Annotated in this window: 17 protein-coding genes; 6 read left to right on the top strand and 11 right to left on the bottom strand. The window is 69.8% G+C overall.

All coding sequences use genetic code 11. The features are described from left to right. Window position 1: 1 nt before the first annotated feature. Together Q0833_RS02770 and Q0833_RS02765 are read right to left on the bottom strand one after the other, a co-directional pair. Entirely contained in the window at window positions 2-922 is a 921-nt protein-coding gene (locus tag Q0833_RS02770; RefSeq protein WP_298430011.1) for a calcium/sodium antiporter, read from the bottom strand. Between the two features lie 111 nt (window positions 923-1033). Beyond that, window positions 1034-1864 (bottom strand): ABC transporter permease, encoded by an 831-nt coding sequence (locus tag Q0833_RS02765; protein ID WP_298430010.1) that lies wholly within the window; start codon window positions 1862-1864, stop codon window positions 1034-1036. Window positions 1865-2003: 139 nt separating this feature from the next. Here Q0833_RS02765 and Q0833_RS02760 point away from each other — a divergent pair, with 139 nt between their 5' ends. Beyond that, window positions 2004-2612, top strand: coding sequence for a GcrA family cell cycle regulator (locus Q0833_RS02760; protein ID WP_298430008.1), 609 nt, complete (start codon window positions 2004-2006; stop codon window positions 2610-2612). 22 nt (window positions 2613-2634) lie between these two features. Here the strand turns inward: Q0833_RS02760 and pssA are convergent, their stop codons facing one another. The 3 genes from pssA to Q0833_RS02745 all read right to left on the bottom strand — a co-directional run bounded on the left by pssA (window position 2635) and on the right by Q0833_RS02745 (window position 6133). Continuing rightward, complete coding sequence (pssA, locus tag Q0833_RS02755; RefSeq protein WP_298430006.1) at window positions 2635-3366, bottom strand: CDP-diacylglycerol--serine O-phosphatidyltransferase; 732 nt, start codon at window positions 3364-3366, stop codon at window positions 2635-2637. Beyond that, on the bottom strand, window positions 3366-4061 hold the full coding sequence (locus tag Q0833_RS02750) for a phosphatidylserine decarboxylase (RefSeq protein ID WP_298430004.1): 696 nt from the start codon (window positions 4059-4061) through the stop codon (window positions 3366-3368). The genes pssA and Q0833_RS02750 overlap by 1 nt, the downstream gene beginning before the upstream one ends. A 77-nt stretch (window positions 4062-4138) precedes the next feature. Continuing rightward, complete coding sequence (locus Q0833_RS02745) at window positions 4139-6133, bottom strand: AsmA family protein (RefSeq protein WP_298430002.1); 1995 nt, start codon at window positions 6131-6133, stop codon at window positions 4139-4141. 91 nt (window positions 6134-6224) lie between these two features. Here Q0833_RS02745 and rimO point away from each other — a divergent pair, with 91 nt between their 5' ends. Then, the gene (gene rimO, locus Q0833_RS02740; RefSeq protein ID WP_298434933.1) at window positions 6225-7592 is read left to right on the top strand and encodes a 30S ribosomal protein S12 methylthiotransferase RimO; all 1368 of its coding nucleotides are present in this window, start codon (window positions 6225-6227) and stop codon (window positions 7590-7592) included. Window positions 7593-7610: 18 nt separating this feature from the next. Here the strand turns inward: rimO and Q0833_RS02735 are convergent, their stop codons facing one another. The 3 genes from Q0833_RS02735 to Q0833_RS02725 form a co-directional block, all read right to left on the bottom strand. Beyond that, window positions 7611-8390, bottom strand: coding sequence for a polyhydroxybutyrate depolymerase (locus Q0833_RS02735; protein WP_298430000.1), 780 nt, complete (start codon window positions 8388-8390; stop codon window positions 7611-7613). A gap of 36 nt (window positions 8391-8426) precedes the next feature. Then, the gene (msrB, locus tag Q0833_RS02730; RefSeq protein ID WP_298429998.1) at window positions 8427-8951 is read right to left on the bottom strand and encodes a peptide-methionine (R)-S-oxide reductase MsrB; all 525 of its coding nucleotides are present in this window, start codon (window positions 8949-8951) and stop codon (window positions 8427-8429) included. Window positions 8952-9013: 62 nt separating this feature from the next. Next, window positions 9014-9721, bottom strand: coding sequence for a M48 family metallopeptidase (locus Q0833_RS02725; RefSeq protein ID WP_298429996.1), 708 nt, complete (start codon window positions 9719-9721; stop codon window positions 9014-9016). A 58-nt stretch (window positions 9722-9779) separates the two neighbouring features. On the opposite strand from Q0833_RS02725, the gene Q0833_RS02720 reads away from it, so the two are divergent. Together Q0833_RS02720 and Q0833_RS02715 are read left to right on the top strand one after the other, a co-directional pair. Beyond that, on the top strand, window positions 9780-10169 hold the full coding sequence (locus Q0833_RS02720) for a thiol-disulfide oxidoreductase DCC family protein (RefSeq protein WP_298429994.1): 390 nt from the start codon (window positions 9780-9782) through the stop codon (window positions 10167-10169). Beyond that, the gene (locus Q0833_RS02715) at window positions 10169-10402 is read left to right on the top strand and encodes a hypothetical protein (RefSeq protein WP_298429992.1); all 234 of its coding nucleotides are present in this window, start codon (window positions 10169-10171) and stop codon (window positions 10400-10402) included. Before Q0833_RS02720 ends, Q0833_RS02715 begins: the two co-directional genes overlap by 1 nt. Before the next feature lie 9 nt (window positions 10403-10411). On the opposite strand, the gene Q0833_RS02710 is transcribed toward Q0833_RS02715, so the two are convergent. From Q0833_RS02710 to Q0833_RS02700, 3 genes are all read right to left on the bottom strand, one after another. Further along, window positions 10412-11374 carry an acetyl-CoA carboxylase carboxyltransferase subunit alpha gene (locus tag Q0833_RS02710; RefSeq protein ID WP_298429990.1) on the bottom strand — a complete coding sequence of 321 codons (963 nt, stop codon included), beginning with the start codon at window positions 11372-11374 and terminating at the stop codon, window positions 10412-10414. Window positions 11375-11479: 105 nt separating this feature from the next. Next, window positions 11480-12442: an L-malyl-CoA/beta-methylmalyl-CoA lyase gene (locus tag Q0833_RS02705; RefSeq protein WP_298429988.1), complete on the bottom strand. Its 963-nt coding sequence runs from the start codon at window positions 12440-12442 to the stop codon at window positions 11480-11482. A gap of 133 nt (window positions 12443-12575) precedes the next feature. Further along, window positions 12576-13124 (bottom strand): TlpA disulfide reductase family protein, encoded by a 549-nt coding sequence (locus Q0833_RS02700; protein ID WP_298429986.1) that lies wholly within the window; start codon window positions 13122-13124, stop codon window positions 12576-12578. Here Q0833_RS02700 and argH point away from each other — a divergent pair. Together argH and Q0833_RS02690 are read left to right on the top strand one after the other, a co-directional pair. Beyond that, window positions 13123-14511 (top strand): argininosuccinate lyase, encoded by a 1389-nt coding sequence (gene argH, locus Q0833_RS02695; RefSeq protein WP_298429984.1) that lies wholly within the window; start codon window positions 13123-13125, stop codon window positions 14509-14511. The genes Q0833_RS02700 and argH overlap by 2 nt on opposite strands. Further along, complete coding sequence (locus Q0833_RS02690; RefSeq protein WP_298429982.1) at window positions 14508-14651, top strand: argininosuccinate lyase; 144 nt, start codon at window positions 14508-14510, stop codon at window positions 14649-14651. Before argH ends, Q0833_RS02690 begins: the two co-directional genes overlap by 4 nt. Window positions 14652-14719 lie beyond the last annotated feature (68 nt).

The raw sequence follows: 14719 nt of genomic DNA, 5'->3' as shown, positions 1-14719 counted from the left end.
CTCAGGCCGAGAGGACAAGCCACCCGAGATAGGCCGCGTAGGCGATCAGGAGTGCCACCCCCAGGGCGCGCGCGATCCGCCCGACCGTCAGCGCGGCCACCATCAGCACCGTCGTGGCACCGAGCATCACCCAGATGTCGAAGCCTGCGATGACCGAAGGCACCTCAAGCGGATGGACGAGCGCCGTCACCCCGAGAATGCCCAGGATATTGAAGATGTTGCTGCCGACGATGTTGCCGAAGGCCAGTGCCGATTGCCCGCGCCGTGCGGCGAGAATCGAGGTGATGAGTTCCGGCATGGACGTGCCGATCGCCACCACCGTCAGACCGATCACCGCTTCGGACACGCCCAGATCGGCAGCCACCGTGACGGCACCGCTCACCAGAGCACGCGCCCCGACCAGAAGCGCGACGAGGCCGCCCGCGACGCAGAGAAGCGCCGTCGCCATGCTCGGGCGGCTGGCCAGGGGGTCCGCCGGCTCGGCGGCGCCCGTCCGGATCGTATGGATGATGTAGACCGCGAGGCCGGCGAGAAAGACCAGTCCCGCCCCGCGCCCCAACGTGCCCGAGAGGACGGCGGCGAGGCAGAGGAGCGTCGCCAGTGCGAGCACCGTCCCGTCGCGGCGGAATTCGCCCCGCGCGACAATGACCGGGCGGATCGCGGCGGCCGCGCCGAGGATGAGAAGGATGTTGGCGATATTGCTGCCGACGACGTTGCCGACCGCGATGCCCGGCGCGCCAACGAGCGCCGCCTGCACGGATGCCAGGAGCTCGGGCATCGACGTGCCGAAGCCGACAAGCGTGATGCCGATGACGATCGGCGAGAGACGAAGGCGTTCGGCGACCGCAACCGCGCCGCGCACGAGGAACTCGCCACCGATCAGGAGACCGGCGAAGCCAAGCGCGATAAGAAGGATGGACAAGTTTGGATCCGACAGCCGGGCAAACGGGGCGACGACCCGACCGGCCATTGGGCGTCGATCCGGATGTGGGATGACGCCCGCGCAGCCGCAAGGGCCCGCCGGGCGCGGGCGTCAGGATTTCAGGCGGTAGCCCGTGCGGAACATCCACCAGCCGAGTGCCGCCACCGCGAGCGTGGCCGTCGCGACCACAGCGAGGCCCAGCCATGGCGAGCTGTCCGACACGCCCAGCACCGCGTGACGCAGGCCGTCGATGAGGTAGAAGACCGGGTTCGCGTGGCTTAACGCCTGCATCACGGGGGGCAGCGTCTCGAGCGAATAGAACGTACCCGACAGAAAGCTCAGCGGCGTGACGATGAAGTTCGTGATCGCCGCAATCTGGTCGAACTTGTTGGCGAAGACCCCGGCCACGATCCCCAGCGCCCCGAGGAACGCGCCGCCCAGCACGACCCAGACCAGCGCCATCAGCGGGTTCTCGACCCCGAGGCCGATGAACGGGAACAGCACCAACATGATCGCGGCGGCCACGACGACGCCCCGCAGGATCCCCCCTGCGAGATAACCTGCCACGAGTTCGGCCGCCGACAGGGGCGGCATCAGCGTGTCGACGATGTTGCCCTGCACCTTCGAGATCACGATCGACGACGACACGTTTGCGAAAGAATTCTGGATCACGGTCATCATCAGGATGCCGGGCGCCAGGAAATGCAGGAAGCTGACGCCCATCACCTCGCCGCGGCGGGTGCCGACCGCCAGCGTGAAGATCAGAAGAAACAGCCCCGCCGTGACCAGCGGCGCAAGCAGCGTCTGGGTCCAGACCGCAAGGAAGCGGCGCGTCTCGCGTTCGGCCAACGTGCGCAGGCCCAGCCAGTTGACCCGCCCGAACCGCCGCACGCCCTGAGTGCCGGGATCGGGGCGGTCCTGTTGCAAGGCGGTGTCGGTCATGGTGGCCTCCGGGGGGACGTAGGGGCGGGCGTCCTTGTGGCGCGGACGGGCCGTGCATACAATAGGACGTCTCCCGGGATCGCCACCCCCCAGAACGGGTTCGCGGCCGGGACGATCGAGCAGTTGTTAGGAGATTTCCATGGCCTGGACCGACGAGCGCGTCGAGACCCTCAAGCGGATGTGGGGCGAAGGCGCGAGCGCGTCGCAGATCGCCAAGGAACTGGGCGGGGTGACGCGCAACGCGGTGATCGGCAAGGTCCACCGCCTGGGCCTGTCGAACCGACAGACCGCCGACGAGGCCAAGGCCGAGGCCGCGCCCGCCAAGCCTGCGCCGAAGGCCAAGCCGAAACCGGATACCGCCAAGGCCGACCCCGCGCCGCCCCCCGCCCCCGAGGCCGAGGAGGAGGATGACGACGACGAGCCGCGGACGATGGCCGCCGTGCCGCAGGGCACCAATGTCACGTCACTGCGCAAGCCCCTGATGGCGGGCCAGCCGCTGCCGCCGCAGCCCTCGGCCAACGAGATCTCGCCCGAGGCGCTGGCCAAGGTGAACGCGGTCGAGAAGACCGCCAAGAAGATCAGCCTGATGGAATTGACCGAGCGGACCTGCAAATGGCCGATCGGCGATCCGGCGACGCCCAAGTTCTGGTTCTGCGGCCTGCCGGTCCAGGCCGGGAAGCCCTATTGCGAGGCGCATGTCTCGGTGGCGTTCCAGCCGATGTCCTCGCGCCGCGACCGGCGCCGCTGACGCGTCGGGGCGCGGGCCGTACTCAGGCCCGCCGCCATTTCAGCACGCCCCACGCCAAGAGCGCGAGGTAGAGGAACGTCGCGCCGACATGGAACATCCAGAGGCGCGTGAGCATCAGCCCGATCACCAGCGCCGCGGCCAGCAGCACGTAGACCGCGTTGTCGCGGCTGATCTTCATCGCCTTCAGGGATACCGTCGGGAAGCGCGCGATCATCAGGGCGCCGACACCCAGCATCCAGACCGCGATGAACACGTCCCAGCCGCGCAGGTCGAAGAGCCCCGACAGCATCAGCGTCACCGGGAAGATCCCCAGCATCGCGCCCGCGGGGGCGGGGACGCCGGTGAAGGACCCGGACGCATTCGTCTCGTCCTTGGCGGCGACGTTGAACCGCGCGAGACGAAGGCAGCAGCAGATCGCGAAGGCCAGCGACGCGAGCCAGCCCATGCCGGCCAGCCCCTCCAGCCCGAAATGGTAGACCAGAAGCGCCGGCGCGACCCCGAAGCAGACGAAATCCGACAGGCTGTCGAGTTCGGCCCCGAAGGGCGAGGCCGCGTTGAGCCGCCGCGCCAGAAGCCCGTCCATCCCGTCGACCAGCGCCGCGAGGATGAGAAGGCCCGCGGCCAGCTCGAACCGGTCCGCGAAGGTGAAGCGGATCGAGGTCAGGCCGAAGCACAGCCCCAGGATGGTCACGAGGTTCGGCAGCAGCGAGACGATCGGAAGCGGGCCGTCCCGTGGCTCGCGCCGCCCGCCCATCAATCGGTCCTCGAGGTGGCGGGGGTGGCGTCACCGAGCTTGGCCAACACCGTCTCGCCCGAGATCATCGACTGGCCCAGCGACACGCGCGGCGCGGTGCCCTCGGGCAGGTAGACGTCCAGCCGCGAGCCGAAGCGGATGATGCCGAAGCGGCCGCCCCGCTCGAGCCGCGCGCCCTGATCGACCTCGCAGAGGATGCGGCGGGCCACCAAACCCGCGATCTGGACGACGCCGATCCGGGTGCCGTCCTCCATCTCGATGGTCAGGCCGTTGCGCTCGTTCTCCTCGGAGGCCTTGTCGAGTTCCGCCGACAGGAACTTGCCCGGCCGGTAGGCGACGGCGGTGATCGTGCCCGCGACCGGCGCGCGGTTCACGTGGCAATTGAAGACCGACATGAAGACCGACACGCGTGTCAGGGGCGCGTCGCCGAGACCCAGCTCCGAGGGCGGCACGGCGGGCTCGATCAGCGAGACGACCCCGTCGGCGGGCGTCACGATCAGGCCCTCGTCCATCGGCGTGACGCGCACGGGATCGCGGAAGAAGTAATAGCACCAGATCGTCAGCGCGAGGCCGACGACGCCCAGCGGCTCCCAGAGGATGAAGAGCACCAGTGTGACGGCGGCGAAGATGGCGATGAATTTCGGCCCCTCGCGATGGACCGGCTTCACGAACGTGCCGAGCAGGCTGACACCCATTTCCAATCACTCCCGTCTGGAACCCACGGCAGATAGCGCGCGGGCCGAGCCGGGTCCAGCGGATGCGGTGCGACGTCTCAGCGCCCGAGGAGGAGGTCCAGCAGCTGCTCCTCGACGCGGTCGCGGATCGCGTCCTCCAGCGCACCGCGATCGGTCAGGATCTCGGGCGCGACCTCCAGCTCCTCGGCCAGCCGGTCGCGCGCCTGGGACTCGGCGCGCGCGCGGGCTGCGTCGGCCTCGGCGCGGGCGCGGGCTTCCAGCTCGGCGCGCTCGATCTCCAGCTCCTGCCGGGCGAGGAATTCGAGATCGGGCCGAATGCGCGGATCGGACCACGGCCCCTCGATCAGAACGGGCACGGTGATGCCACCCGCGCGCAGCGTCGGCATCAGACGGTAGCTCAGCGTCCGGGCGCCCAGATCGACGCTGCCCTCGCCCGTCGCCGTCAGAAGCGGCGCGTCGAGGGCCAGATCGTCGCTCCGCGCCACGCCGTCGGCCACCGAGAACGACACTGACATCCCATCGATCACCGTCTTCTGCCCCTCGCCCCGAAAGTTCGGATCGAGGTTGCGGATCATCCCCGCCACGTCGAGCCCGAGGATCTCGCCCTGCCCCATCCGGAAGGTCAGCCCGCCATCGAGGCTCGCCATCAGGTCGGCGCTGGTGTCTCCGACGCCCAGAAGGCTGATGCTGGCATCGGCCTGCCCCACGAGACGGTCGAAATCGGCGAATTCGGTCAGGAACGGCGCCATCTGAAGTCCGTTGAGATCGAGATCGGCCCGCGCCGAGAGCCCGCCCCGCCCGTTGACCACCACATCACCCGTCACGGTGCCGCCATAGGCCACGAGCGGCTGCAACGTGATGACGGCGCGGCCCTGGTCGACGGTGGCGCGCAATCGTAGCTCGTCGAGGGTCGCATCCCCGAGCTGCACGGCCCCGGTGGTCAGCGTCAGCGAGCCATCGGCGAGGAAGAGCCCCGAGACGTCGAACGCCTCGCGCGCCCAGCCGGTCTCGGCCACGATCGCCGTCTCTCCGCCCTGCCCCTCGCGGCTGAGCGGCGTCAGGTCCAGATCGTCGGCGGCGAGCGTGGCGGTGATGGTCGGCCGCTCGCCGCCCGGCACGAGATCCACGGCCCCCGTCAGGCGGTTGCCGTCGAGATCCAGCGCCATATCGCGCAGATGCAGGCTTCCGGCCGGGGCCAGCGTCGCCGTGGCGTCGAGCCCCAGCCGCCCCCGCCCGAGGCCCTGCGGCAGATCCGGCGGCGTCAGCCCGAGGGCGCGCAGCACGGCCAGCCGGTCGGTCGAGGCCACCGAGAGCCGTCCCTCCCACGCGGTCGGGTCGAGATCGGCACGCCCGTCCAGCGATACCCGCGTCCCCCCGGCCTCGAGCGTCAGCGTCACCGGCGTCAGCGCGCCGCCGAGGAAGTCGCGCGCCTGCGCAATCTTGCCCGCGACCGTGACGGCCTGCCCGGCCAGCAGCGCCGAGATCGTGATCTCCGCCGGGCCGTCGGCATCGGGCAGCGCCAGCGCGGCATCCACGGCGCGCAACCGCACCGTCCGGTCCGCGCGCTGGTCGACCCAGGTGATGTCGCTCCCGGTGATCGTCGCGCGGTCGATCCCGAAGGGCTTTGGTGCCAGGGTCGCTTGACCGGGGGTCGCGCTCGGCGTCGCACCACCGGGCATGGCGGGCCTCCCGAACTCCCAGTTGCCGCGCCCGTCGGCACCCCGCTCCAGCACCAGAACCGCGCCCTCGATCTCGAGCGTCTCGATCCGCAGCACCCGCCCGAAGACGGCGGCCAGCGGCACGCCGACTTCGATCGCATCGGCCGTCAGCATCGGGGTCTCGCCCGCCCAGTCGGCATTCGCGACGGTGACGTCCTCGGCGCGGACGCCCAGCCGGGGCCAGAGCGTCGCGCCGACATCGCCGTCGATCGTCATGGCGCGCCCCGTCTCGGCCTCGAACCGCTCGACGGCGAAGCGCGCGATCCGCTCGGCCGGAACCAGCAGCACCAGCGCCACCACGGCGACCACGATCACCGCGATCAGCGCCATACCCGCCCGGACCAAACCTCGCATCGCCACTCCCCTTTGTCCGGTCCACGATGAAATGCGCGCGCGCGCCCCGCAAGGGCTTCCGCCGCCGCGCCTGAAGGCCTATCTGGGCGCCATGCCCGAAAATCCCTCCGACCTCCGCCCCGACCTCGCGCCGCGTGCCGTCCTGCCGACCGATGCGCGGGCCGGTCAGCCCCGGATCGGGATGGTCTCGCTCGGCTGTCCGAAGGCGCTGGTGGACAGCGAACGGATCCTGACGCGGCTGCGTGCCGAAGGCTACGCGATCAGCGCCGACTACGCCGAGGCCGAGGCCGTCATCGTCAACACCTGCGGCTTCCTCGACAGCGCCAAGGTCGAGAGCCTCGAGGCCATCGGCGAGGCGCTGGCCGAGAACGGGCGCGTCATCGTCACCGGCTGTCTCGGGGCCGAGCCCGACTATATCACCGGCGCGCACCCGACGGTCCTGGCCGTGACGGGGCCGCATCAATACGAACGGGTGCTCGACGCGGTCCATGCCGCCGTCCCGCCGGCGCCCGATCCGTTCGTCGATCTGCTGCCGGCCAGCGGGGTCACCCTCACGCCGCGGCATTTCAGCTACCTGAAGATCGCAGAGGGCTGCAATCACAGCTGCAAGTTCTGCATCATCCCCGACATGCGCGGCAAGCTGGCCTCCCGACCCCATGCCGCCGTCATCCGCGAGGCGGAACGGCTGGTCGATGCGGGCGTGCGCGAGCTTCTGGTCATCAGCCAGGACACCTCGGCCTACGGCACCGACTGGAAGGACCGCGCGGGCGCCGGGTCGCATATCGTGAACCTCGCGCGGGACCTGGGGTCGCTCGGGGCGTGGGTCCGGCTCCACTACGTCTATCCCTACCCCTTCGTGCGCGACCTCGTGCCGCTGATGGCCGAGGGGCTGGTGCTGCCCTATCTCGACGTGCCCTTCCAGCATGCCCATCCCGACACACTTCGCCGCATGGCCCGCCCCGCCCATGCCGAGAAGACGCTCGACCGGATCGCCGAATGGCGCGGCATCTGCCCCGAGATCGCGCTCCGCTCGACCTTCATCGTCGGCTATCCCGGCGAGACCGAGGCCGAGTTCGAGACCCTGCTCGACTGGCTGGACGAGGCGCAGCTCGACCGCGTCGGCGCCTTTCAATACGAAAACGTCACCGGGGCGCGGTCCAACGCCCTGCCGGACCATGTTGACGCGGAGGTGAAAGCCGAACGCTACGCCCGCTTCATGGAGAAGGCGCAGGCGATCTCGGCCGCGAAGCTCGCCGCGAAGGTCGGCACGCGGTTGGAGGTGATCGTGGACGAGGTCGACGCCGAGGGCGCCACCTGCCGCACAAAGGCCGACGCGCCCGAGATCGACGGCAACCTCTTCATCGACTCGGAGTTCGAGGAACTGGCGGCGGGCGACATCCTGACCGTCGAGGTGGACGAGGCGTCGGAATACGATCTCTGGGGGACGCCGGTCGCCTGATCGGGATCGGCCCGCGCTTCAGCGCGCGCCCTGCAGTTCCTCGTCCAGCACCCGTGCCACCCATCCGCGCGGGATCAGGTGGCTTGCGGGGTGAACGTCCATCGTGACGCGGCCCGACGCGCAGTCCCATTCCGTTCGCCTGTGGGTCAGCCACGAGACGGCGTTCCAGTCGAAGGCGCGGGCGGGCGCGTCGCAGCCAAGGCGGTCGCGCCAGAGGGCGACGGCGTGGGTCGTGTCCCCGCCGGGACCGTAAGGGAAGGTGAGCACGGTATCCGTGGTGCCGTGGACATGGGCGACGCGGGCGGGTCGTCCCTCGCAGGGAATGCCCGGCGGGAAGGCGCCTGCGATCAGGAGGAGCGCGGAGACCTCGGCCTCGCCCTCGCAGGCGAAGCGCGCCGCCATCAGGGCACCCCAGCTATAGCCCGACACGACGAGGCGTCCGTCGATCGGAAACCGCGCCGCCACATCCGCCAGCACCGCCTCGACGAAAGGCGTGTCGCGCGATCCGGGATGACGGAAATCCCAGCTCCGGCCCAGGCCGTTCGGCGCCACGAAGAGGAGACCGGCGGCATCGGCGGCGGCTCCGGTGCGCGGACTGCCGAGCGGGACCGGCCCCTGCCGGCCCCAGCCATGGAAATGCAGCATCACGCCGATCGGCGTCGTGCCGTCCCAGCTGGCGGGCGCGCGGACATGGTAGCTGCGGTCACCGACAGCACAGGCCTCGGGCCCGCCACAGGCATGGGCCGGCGCGGCAATGGAGATCAGGGCGGTGAGGAGGACGAGAAGACAAGCGCGCATGGGGGCGACACTAGCGACGTGCCGTCGTGCGGACAGTCACGAAAGCGCCAGCGGGGCCGCAGGTTCGCCTTCGGGCCGGAAGGCAAGGGCCAGGCCGTTGAGACAGTGCCGCTTGCCCGTCGGGTCGGGCCCGTCGGTGAAGATATGCCCGAGATGGCCGCCGCAGCGCGCGCAATGGACCTCGGTGCGGGGCAGGACGAGCTTGTAGTCGGTCTTGGTGCCCACCGCGTCCTCGGCCAGCGGCGCCCAGAAGCTGGGCCATCCGGTGCCGCTGTCGAACTTGGTGTCCGAGCCGTAGACCGGGTTGGCGCAGCCCGCGCAATCGTAGGTGCCGGCCTCCCAGAAGTCGTCGAGCGGGCTGGAATAGGGGGCCTCGGTGTCCTCCTGGCGAAGGACGGCGAACGCACCGGGCGAGAGGCGGGCGCGCCACTCCGCTTCGGTCAGAGAGACGGGGAAGACGCGCGGCGCGGTCTCGTCCGAACTCAGCCACCATGCGCCGCCAGCCGCCCCGAGGGCAGCGACGGCAGCGGTTCCCGTCAGAACGGTGCGGCGGCTGGGCATGGCGGATCTCCTTGTCGCAGCTGAAACGCGCGGCGTCGGATCACCGTTCCGTCACGTACCCGTCAGAGCCCGGAGGCCACGCGGCGCACGGTGGCGATCCGGTCGGCATTGGGCGGGTGCGTCCCGAGGAAGCGGTCGCCCGGATCGGGAATGCGCGTGAAGAACGCGGCCCCGCGCACGGGGTCGTAACCCGCGCGGGCGGTGATGATCGTGCCCAAGGCATCGGCCTCGAGCTCGTGCTCCTTCGAGAAGCGCCGCGCGCCCACGGACGCCCCGGCCCGGCTGAGTTGGTCCACGGTGCCGGCATCGGCCCCCGCGACGGTCGCGATCAGGCCGCCGACGATGGCGCCCGTGGTGGCCGACTGGCGCTGGCGGGCAATGTGCTGCTCGATATGGTGCGCGCTCTCGTGGCCGAGGACGAAGGCGATCTCATCCTGGTTGCGGGCATCGGCGATCAGGGCCTGCGTGAAGGTCAGGACGGGCCGCCCCGAGCGGTCGAGCGACTGGAAGGCGTTGGGGGGCGCGTTGCGGTTGGGATCGACGCGGATCAGGAAGTCGCAGTTCAGCCCATTGGTCCGGCTGCGGCACAGGTTCTCGGCGGCGGGTTCGACGCGCGACACGGCGGCGCGGAAATTGTTCACCGCGGTCGATCCCGACACGCGATCAGGTCCGCGATCGACGGGCTGCACGGGCGCGCCGCCCGATGTCTCGACCACCACGCAGCCCCCCAGGAGGGCCATCACGACCACCGCCAACATCTTCGTCCGCATGGCAATCTCTCCGTCCGCCGCTACACTTGCCGGGTTGATAATAGATCGGAGACGCGGGATGTCAGGTGACGAAAGCGAGAACGGCCTGCGGGTGCTCTACAATGCCGAATGTCCCGCCTGCCGGTTCGAGATCGATCACTACCGCCGCTGGACCGAACGCGACGGTCTCCCGGTGGGGTTCGACGACCTGAACGGCCCGGAGCGCGCGGAGTGGGGCATCGAGGCGGACGCGGCGGCCCGACGGCTGCATGTCCGGCGGGGCGGCGAGACGCTGTCCGGGTTTCCGGCCTTCCTCGCGCTCTGGGCGGAGATGCCGCGGATGCGCTGGGCGGCGCGGATCGGCGGCTTGCCGGGCATCCGGACGGTCGCGGGCTGGATCTATGACCGGATCGGCGCGCCTCTGCTCTACGCGAGCCACCGGCGGCGGCAGCGGCGGAGGGCGGGCTGATGTTCTCGATCGAGCACGGGTTCGACGCCACGGTGGTGACACTGGTCGACGAGGGCGAGGGCGCGACCCCGCCGCAGGAGGACGTGATCGTGACCGCCTTCGAGGAATGCGTGACGCTGACCCAACTCGACCCGCGCACCGAGGAGCCGGTGCGCATCACGCTGACCATGGGACAGGTGCGGGACCTGGCCGCGGCGCTTGACCTGCCCGAAGGTGTTTATCTCAGGCGCTGAGCACGACGCTCAGGCCGCAAGACCCTTTGCGCCCATCTCGATGAACTTGGTGCGGCGCGCGGCGCGGATCGCCTCCGGGGCCATGCCGTCGAACTCGCCCAGCATCGCCTCGATCGCCGATCCGACCGATGCGATGGCCGCGGCCCGGTCCCGATGCGCGCCGCCCGTCGGCTCGGGGATGATGCGGTCGATCACGCCGAGCTTCAGCAGGTCCTGCGCCGTCAGCCGCAGCGCCTCGGCGGCCTCGCGCATTTTCTCGGCGTCCTTCCAGAGGATCGACGCGCAGCCCTCGGGCGAGATCACCGAATAGATCGAATGCTGGAGCATCGCGACGCGGTTGGCCGTGGCGAAGGCCACCGCGCCGCCCGATCCTCCCTCACCCACGACCACCGAGACCAGCGGCGTGCCGAGGCGCAGGCAGGCTTGCGTCGAGCGCGCGATGGCTTCGGACTGGCCTCGCTCCTCGGCGCCCTTGCCGGGATAGGCGCCCGGCGTGTCGATCAGCGTCACCACCGGCAGCGAAAACCGGTCGGCCATCTCCATCAGGCGGATCGCCTTGCGATAGCCCTCGGGCCGCGCCATGCCGAAATTCCGCTCCAGACGGGTGCGCGTGTCGTGACCCTTCTCGTGGCCGATCACGACGACCGAACGCCCGTCCAGCCGCGCCAGCCCGCCCATTACCGCGTGATCGTCGGCGAAGTTGCGATCGCCGGCCAGCGGCGTCCAGTCGGTGAACAGCGCGTCGATGTAGTCCTTGCAATGCGGGCGTTCGCCGTGGCGCGCGACCTGCGCCTTCTGCCACGGCGTCAGGCCGCGATAGAGATTGGCCAGCATCTCGCCCGCCTTGGCGTCGAGCGCCGCGGCCTCCTTCTCGACATCGACCTTCTCGTCGGCGCGCCCCATCGCGCGCAGCTCCTCGGCCTTGCCCTCGATCTCGGAGAGGGGTTTCTCGAAGTCGAGATACTGCGTCATGCGGATCCTCCTGCGCCCATCGGGGCGGTGGCCCCCGATATGGCGGGCCGCAGGGGTCGATGCAACACGCGGCAGCGCCGTCGGCCCGCCGCGCAGCGCTCGAGATCAGGCGCTCGCGGCGATCATCTCGGACTGGCGCACGATCACTTCGGCCTGCTTGATCGACGCGATGTCGACCAGCCGGCCCTTGTAAACCGTCGCGCCCGCGCCGGACGCCTTGGCCTCGTCCATCGCGGCGAGGATCTCGCGCGCCTCGGCCACGGCGGCGTCCGACGGCGTGAAGACCTCGTTGGCCAGCGCGATCTGCTTGGGATGGATCGCCCATTTTCCGACCATGCCCAGCACCGCCGAGCGGCGTGCCTGTGCCCGGAACCCCTCCTCGTCCGAGAAATCGCCGAACGGTCCGTCCACCGGCAGCACGCCATGGGTCCGGCAGGCCGCGACGATGGCGGTCTGCGCCCAGTGCCACGGGTCGGACCAATGCCGCGCGCCGTCCTTCAGCATGTAATAGTCGTCCTGCGTCCCACCGATGCCGGTCGTCTGCATCCCCATGCTGGCCGCGAAATCGGCGGCGCCAAGCGACATGGCCGTCAGGCGAGGCGAGGCGGCGGCGATCTCCTCGACATGGGCGATGCCCGCAGCGGATTCGATGATGACCTCGAGGCCGATCCGCTTCGACCGGCCCGTCGCCGCTTCGATGGCCGAGACGAGCGCGTCGACCGCGTAGATATCGGCCGCGCAACCGACCTTGGGGATCATGATCTGGTCCAGCCGCTCGTCCGCCTGTTCAAGAAGGTCCACCACGTCGCGATACCAGAACGGCGTGTCCAGCGCATTGATGCGCACCGAAAGGGTCTTGTTGCCCCAGTCCTCGGACCCGATGGCCGCAATGACATTGGCGCGCGCGGCGTCCTTGTCGGTGGGCGAGACGCTGTCCTCGAGATCGAGGTTGATGACGTCCGCGGCGCTTGCCGCCATCTTGGGGAAAAGCTTCGGGTTCGAGCCCGGACCGAAGAGCTGGCACCGGTTGGGGCGGGCGGCAGGGGCGGGTTGCACTCGGAAGCTCATCGGGACCTCGGGTCAGATTGTTGCGCGGCTGGTTGCGTCCGCGCTACAATGTGTCCCACCGGATGACAAGTGCTGCGCCGCGGCATCGCGCGACGGCGGCTTCGTTCCAGAGAGGGCGTCGGGCGTCAGCCCGTCATTGCGGCAGGAGAGATCGCAGGAGCGCCAGCGTCTCCGGCGCGGACCAGTCGGCCTCGCCCGCGAGTTCCGCGACGATATCCCCGTCGGCACCGAGAATGACCGTATGCGGCAGGCCCACGACGCCCAACGCCCGCGCCAGCGACGCATCCGGATCGCGGTGGAGCGGCAGGCTGGTGATGCCCGTCTCCTCCCAGAACCGCTGCATCTGCGCGGGGTTGTGGCGTCCGAAGGCCATCGTCACGACCTCAACGCCCTCATCGCCGAGGCTGTTCTGCAGGGCCTGCAGCGACGGCATCTCGGCGCGGCAGGGCGCGCACCACGTGGCCCAGAAGTTCAGCACGACCACTTGTCCCGCGTGATCGGACAGGTCGCCCGCCTCCCCGTCGGCGCGGACATAGGCCGTCGCGGCAGGGGCGCCCGCGTCCAGCACGCGCATCTTCTCCATCGTGCCGGTCAGCAACGTCTCGTCCAGCGCCGTCGCGGGGGTGGCGAGCAGGGCGGCGAGCAGGTAGGCGGGGACCAGCAGGGATCGGAGGTCAGGCATGTCGAAATCGTCCAACAAGATGTGGGGCGGTCGCTTCGCAGAAGGGCCCGACGCCATCATGGAGGCGATCAACGCCTCGATCGGCTTCGACCGCCGGATGGCCCGTCAGGACATCGAGGGATCGCGGGCCCACGCCGCCATGCTGGCCGCCCAGGGCATCGTCACCGATAGCGACGCGGCGGCGATCCGGGAAGGTCTGCTCACGGTGTTGTCAGAGATCGAGGGCGGCACCTTCGCCTTCTCGACCGCGCTGGAAGACATCCACATGAACGTCGAGGCAAGGCTGACCGAGATCGTCGGGCCCGCCGCCGGGCGCTTGCACACCGCGCGGTCGCGCAACGATCAGGTGGCGCTCGATTTCCGCATGTGGGTCCGCGACCAGGCCGATGCGGCGATCGACGCCCTGCCCCGTCTGATCGAAGCACTGGTGGACCAAGCCGAGACGGGCGCCGATTGGGTGATGCCGGGCTTCACCCATCTGCAAACCGCGCAGCCGGTGACCTGGGGCCATCACATGCTGGCCTATGCCGAGATGTTCCACCGCGACCTCGGGCGGTTCCGCGACGCGCGGGTGCGGATGAACGAATGCCCGCTGGGGACGGCGGCGCTGGCCGGCACGTCCTTTCCCATCGACCGGGACATGACGGCCGCCGCACTCGGCTTCGACCGGCCCGCCGCCAATTCGCTCGATGCCGTATCGGACCGGGATTTCGCACTGGAGTTCCTCTCGTCGGCCTCGATCTGCGCCATGCACCTGAGCCGCTTGGCCGAAGAGCTGGTCATCTGGTCCAGCGCCCAGTTCCGCTTCGTGCGCCTGTCGGACCGCTGGTCGACCGGGTCGAGCATCATGCCGCAGAAGCGCAACCCCGACGCGGCCGAGCTTCTGCGCGCCAAGATTGGGCGCATCTTCGGGGCGCAGACCGCACTCCTGATGGTGATGAAGGGCCTGCCGCTGACCTATTCCAAGGACATGCAGGAGGACAAGGAACAGGTCTTCGATGCAGCCGATTCGCTGATGCTGGCCTTGGCGGCCATGACCGGGATGGTGGGCGACATGGAGGGGCAGAAGGACGCGTTGGAGGCGGCCGCATCCTCGGGCTTCTCGACGGCGACGGACCTCGCCGATTGGCTGGTGCGCGAGCTGGACCTGCCCTTCCGCGAGGCGCATCACGTCACCGGCGCGCTGGTGAAGATGGCCGAGGATCGGGGTGTCGACCTGCCGGACCTGACGCTGGGCGACATGAACTCGGTGCATCCGGACATCACCGACGCCGTGTTCGACGTGCTCGGCGTCCACAATTCTGTCGCGTCGCGCACATCGTATGGTGGCACGGCCCCCGAGAATGTCCGCGCGCAGGTCGCGCGCTGGAAGGAGCGTCTCGCATGATCCGTCTTGTCCCCCTCCTCGTCCTTCTGCTGTCGGCTTGCGGTGTCGACGGCCCGCCGGTCCCGCCCTCCGAGGTCGAGCCCGAGGATCGCGTCACCATCAGCGGCTCGGTCGGCGTGGGCGTACGCGGCAGTCTCTGACGCAGGGGCGGACGTTCGGGGTTGATCCCTGAAACAGGGCTCTACCTTCGAAACATCGCCCTGCATCA

The organism is uncultured Jannaschia sp., from assembly GCF_947503795.1.
Lineage (GTDB): Bacteria > Pseudomonadota > Alphaproteobacteria > Rhodobacterales > Rhodobacteraceae > Jannaschia.
Note: the sequence above shows the minus strand (reverse complement) of the source record. Positions and strands in the feature narration are given on the sequence as shown.

Excerpts from the sequence above, each read along its gene's own strand:
- Q0833_RS02765 (WP_298430010.1), bottom strand. The coding sequence starts at position 1,864 with ATGACCGACACCGCCTTGCAACAGGACCGCCCCGATCCCGGCACTCAG.
- Q0833_RS02760 (WP_298430008.1), top strand. The coding sequence starts at position 2,004 with ATGGCCTGGACCGACGAGCGCGTCGAGACCCTCAAGCGGATGTGGGGC.
- pssA (WP_298430006.1), bottom strand. The coding sequence starts at position 3,366 with ATGGGCGGGCGGCGCGAGCCACGGGACGGCCCGCTTCCGATCGTCTCG.
- Q0833_RS02750 (WP_298430004.1), bottom strand. The coding sequence starts at position 4,061 with ATGGGTGTCAGCCTGCTCGGCACGTTCGTGAAGCCGGTCCATCGCGAG.
- Q0833_RS02745 (WP_298430002.1), bottom strand. The coding sequence starts at position 6,133 with ATGCGAGGTTTGGTCCGGGCGGGTATGGCGCTGATCGCGGTGATCGTG.
- rimO (WP_298434933.1), top strand. The coding sequence starts at position 6,225 with ATGCCCGAAAATCCCTCCGACCTCCGCCCCGACCTCGCGCCGCGTGCC.
- Q0833_RS02735 (WP_298430000.1), bottom strand. The coding sequence starts at position 8,390 with ATGCGCGCTTGTCTTCTCGTCCTCCTCACCGCCCTGATCTCCATTGCC.
- msrB (WP_298429998.1), bottom strand. The coding sequence starts at position 8,951 with ATGCCCAGCCGCCGCACCGTTCTGACGGGAACCGCTGCCGTCGCTGCC.
- Q0833_RS02725 (WP_298429996.1), bottom strand. The coding sequence starts at position 9,721 with ATGCGGACGAAGATGTTGGCGGTGGTCGTGATGGCCCTCCTGGGGGGC.
- Q0833_RS02720 (WP_298429994.1), top strand. The coding sequence starts at position 9,780 with ATGTCAGGTGACGAAAGCGAGAACGGCCTGCGGGTGCTCTACAATGCC.
- Q0833_RS02715 (WP_298429992.1), top strand. The coding sequence starts at position 10,169 with ATGTTCTCGATCGAGCACGGGTTCGACGCCACGGTGGTGACACTGGTC.
- Q0833_RS02710 (WP_298429990.1), bottom strand. The coding sequence starts at position 11,374 with ATGACGCAGTATCTCGACTTCGAGAAACCCCTCTCCGAGATCGAGGGC.
- Q0833_RS02705 (WP_298429988.1), bottom strand. The coding sequence starts at position 12,442 with ATGAGCTTCCGAGTGCAACCCGCCCCTGCCGCCCGCCCCAACCGGTGC.
- argH (WP_298429984.1), top strand. The coding sequence starts at position 13,123 with ATGTCGAAATCGTCCAACAAGATGTGGGGCGGTCGCTTCGCAGAAGGG.
- Q0833_RS02700 (WP_298429986.1), bottom strand. The coding sequence starts at position 13,124 with ATGCCTGACCTCCGATCCCTGCTGGTCCCCGCCTACCTGCTCGCCGCC.
- Q0833_RS02690 (WP_298429982.1), top strand. The coding sequence starts at position 14,508 with ATGATCCGTCTTGTCCCCCTCCTCGTCCTTCTGCTGTCGGCTTGCGGT.